Annotated in this window: 5 protein-coding genes and 1 pseudogene; 4 read left to right on the plus strand and 2 right to left on the minus strand. The window is 67.6% G+C overall.

The features are described from left to right. The 3 genes and pseudogenes from HUU94_RS09165 to HUU94_RS09175 all read left to right on the plus strand — a co-directional run. A pseudogene (locus tag HUU94_RS09165) lies at nucleotides 1-205 on the plus strand (exodeoxyribonuclease VII large subunit); the annotation flags it as partial. A 51-nt stretch (nucleotides 206-256) separates the two neighbouring features. Next, a complete protein-coding gene (locus HUU94_RS09170; protein ID WP_174274781.1) occupies nucleotides 257-454 on the plus strand; it encodes a DUF2093 domain-containing protein in 198 nt (65 codons plus the stop codon). After that, nucleotides 451-1,359, plus strand: a complete 909-nt coding sequence (locus tag HUU94_RS09175) for a M23 family metallopeptidase (protein WP_254602096.1) — start codon at nucleotides 451-453, stop codon at nucleotides 1,357-1,359. The genes HUU94_RS09170 and HUU94_RS09175 overlap by 4 nt, the downstream gene beginning before the upstream one ends. 67 nt (nucleotides 1,360-1,426) lie before the next feature. On the opposite strand, the gene HUU94_RS09180 is transcribed toward HUU94_RS09175, so the two are convergent. Further along, nucleotides 1,427-1,723 (minus strand): hypothetical protein, encoded by a 297-nt coding sequence (locus HUU94_RS09180; RefSeq protein WP_174274782.1) that lies wholly within the window; start codon nucleotides 1,721-1,723, stop codon nucleotides 1,427-1,429. A gap of 200 nt (nucleotides 1,724-1,923) precedes the next feature. Between HUU94_RS09180 and HUU94_RS09185 the strand changes: the two genes are divergently transcribed. Continuing rightward, nucleotides 1,924-2,313 (plus strand): hypothetical protein, encoded by a 390-nt coding sequence (locus tag HUU94_RS09185; RefSeq protein ID WP_174274783.1) that lies wholly within the window; start codon nucleotides 1,924-1,926, stop codon nucleotides 2,311-2,313. A gap of 167 nt (nucleotides 2,314-2,480) precedes the next feature. Here HUU94_RS09185 and rpsI read toward each other — a convergent pair. Further along, nucleotides 2,481-2,557, minus strand: a 77-nt coding sequence (gene rpsI / locus HUU94_RS09190; protein WP_174274785.1) for a 30S ribosomal protein S9, incomplete at its 5' end; no start/stop codon positions are given.

Here is a 2,557-nt window from a genome sequence, read left to right on the forward strand (position 1 = left end):
CGCCGAGCAGCTCCATCCCGACAGGCCGCTGGCGCGCGGCTATGCGCGCGTCGAGAAGCGCGACGGGCCTATCGTCGCCAGCGCGGCGCAGGCGCGCGCGGCGGGCGCCGTGACGCTGGTTTTCGCCGACGGGCGGGTAAGCGCGCGGGTTGAGGGCGCGCCCCGCCCCGCCTATGACAAGCCCGAACAACCAAAGCTGCTATAGGATTGTCCTCCTCAGGACGAGCGAGGTCGAGAGGGGCATGGGAAAACCGAAATGCTGATGGCGCAAGGGCGGCCCGCGCGGCTCCACTATATGGCGAACGGCTTCCGCGTGCTCGTTGCCGGCGATCATGTCGTCTGCGCTCTGTCGGGCGAGCGGATCGCGCTCGACGACCTGCGCTACTGGAGCGTGCGCCGGCAGGAGGCTTATGCCACCGCCGACCTCGCCACCCGCGCGGAGCGAAAGGGTTGAGGATCGCGCTCGCGGCGGTGTCGCTCGCGCTTCTCGCCGCCGGCTGTACGCGGCAGGCGCAGGTCGGTGGCCCGCGCACCCCGCCGCCGCTTCCCGGCCATCCGCTCGAGCCCCCGCCGCCGCAGACCGTCCCCGCCAGCCTGTTCAACCTGCACGGCGAGATCACGCAGGGCGCGCTGCTCACGGGCACCGTGCCGCAGGGCACCGCGCTGCTTCTGCTCGATGGCAAGCCGGTACGATTCGTCGCCGAGGACGGACGCTTCATCATCGGGCTCAACCGCGATGCCGCGTCGAGCGCGCTGCTCGAGGCGCGGCTCGCCGACGGGCGGCTGCTGCGCCTGCCGCTTACCGTCTCGCCCCGCCAGTGGGATATCTCGAACCTGTCGACGCTCTCGCGCGGCACCTCGCCCAGCCCCGCCTACCAGCGCATCCGTGCCGCCGAGCAGCAGCAGATCACCGCCGGCAAGAACGCCGATTCGGACACGGCGGGCTGGCGCCAGCAGTTCCGCTGGCCGACGACCGGGCGGATCAGCACGCTGTTCGGATCGCAGCGCATCTATGCGGGCGGCGTCGCCGGCGCCTATCATGGCGGGATCGATATCGCGCGGCCGACCGGCACGCCGGTCTATGCCCCCGCCGATGGCGTGATCACGCTCGCCGCGAGCCACCCGTTCAGTCTCGAGGGCAATCTGGTGCTGATCGATCACGGCTTCGGCCTGATCAGCGCGATGATGCACCTGTCGAAGATCGAGGTGACGCAGGGCCAGCGCATCACCAGGGGCCAGGAGATCGGCCTCGTCGGCATGACCGGCCGCGCGACGGGGCCGCACCTGCACTGGGGGCTGACCTGGAAGGACGCGCGGATCGATCCGCTGCTCGTCGCAGGGCCGATGCCGGCGCAATAGCGGGTAGACATGAAGCCCCGTTACACACCGGGGCGATCTTGGATGGGGGGCGTCATCGCCCCGCCGGTCATACCGCCAGCAGCGTCACGCCCTGATATTTGGGATTGGCCGGGTCGAACACATTCTGCGGATTGAACGGATGCGCTACGACCTCGCGGATCTGGAGGCCGGTGAGTTTGAAGGTGCCCAGCTTGGCCTCGCCGACCGCGCGGCCTTCGCGCTCGATCGTCACCGCGTCCACGAACAGCTCGCCATGGCGCGTGTAGAGGATGTGCGGCGCGAGCTTGATGCGCATCCGGTTGTAGGTGGCTTCGAGGCACCGCCTGAGGGCAATGGCTTCCAGCACGAATCTGCTTTCGGTCATGACATTTCGTCTGCCGGACAAATCCTGCCCATGGCAAGTATTTTGTGCGGTGCAGCATTTAATTGTTACGCTTGCGGTATTTATGCATCCTCGGCGGGCAATCGCGCTTGCCGCCCAGGATGCCGGCTCGCCGGAATGATCGAGACGGGGAACGCGGCGCACATCCTATCGGTTGAACCGTCTTGATCGGGGAGGCGGCGATGCGGCTACGGACGATAGCTTTGACGGCGATGATCGCGTGCGGCGCGCAGGCGCAGCCGCCACCCGGGCAAGCGCGCGAATTCGATCGAATCCTCGCGGGGCGACGGGCCGAAGCGCCGGTACGCTGTATCCAACCCGATCTGTCGGCCCGTCCGATCCTGCTCGACGGACGGGCAATAGCCTATTTCCGCGCGGGCAAGGTCTATGTGAACCGTTTCGAGCAGCGATGCCCGCAACTGATCCAGACGCGGACCTTGATCACCACCGGCGTGCAGGGGCGCTTGTGCCGCCACGATCCGGTTCGGGTTGTCGATCTTTCCGGCGGCGGCGGTGTGGGCTATGGCTTTTGCACGTTCGGCGACTTCGTGCCTTATGCAAAGGCGAAGTGATCGCCTGCAAACTGGCACCATGAAACGAAAAAGGGCGGTGCCCGATATGGGACCGCCCTTTCGCTATTCCGTGTCGCCACCACGCCGTCAGACCAGCCCGGCTTCCCCGATCCGGCCGTTCGCCATGGCTGGGCCCGTAATTGCCGAAGCAATTCCGGGCCGCCCGCTCAGCGCTTCGAGAACTGGAAGCTGCGGCGTGCCTTGGCGCGGCCGTACTTCTTGCGCTCGACGGTGCGGCTGTCGC

Source organism: Sphingomonas bacterium, assembly GCF_903644055.1.
Classification (GTDB): Bacteria; Pseudomonadota; Alphaproteobacteria; order Sphingomonadales; family Sphingomonadaceae; genus Sphingomonas_I.

Excerpts from the sequence above, each read along its gene's own strand:
- HUU94_RS09170 (WP_174274781.1), top strand. The coding sequence starts at position 257 with ATGCTGATGGCGCAAGGGCGGCCCGCGCGGCTCCACTATATGGCGAAC.
- HUU94_RS09180 (WP_174274782.1), bottom strand. The coding sequence starts at position 1,723 with ATGACCGAAAGCAGATTCGTGCTGGAAGCCATTGCCCTCAGGCGGTGC.
- HUU94_RS09185 (WP_174274783.1), top strand. The coding sequence starts at position 1,924 with ATGCGGCTACGGACGATAGCTTTGACGGCGATGATCGCGTGCGGCGCG.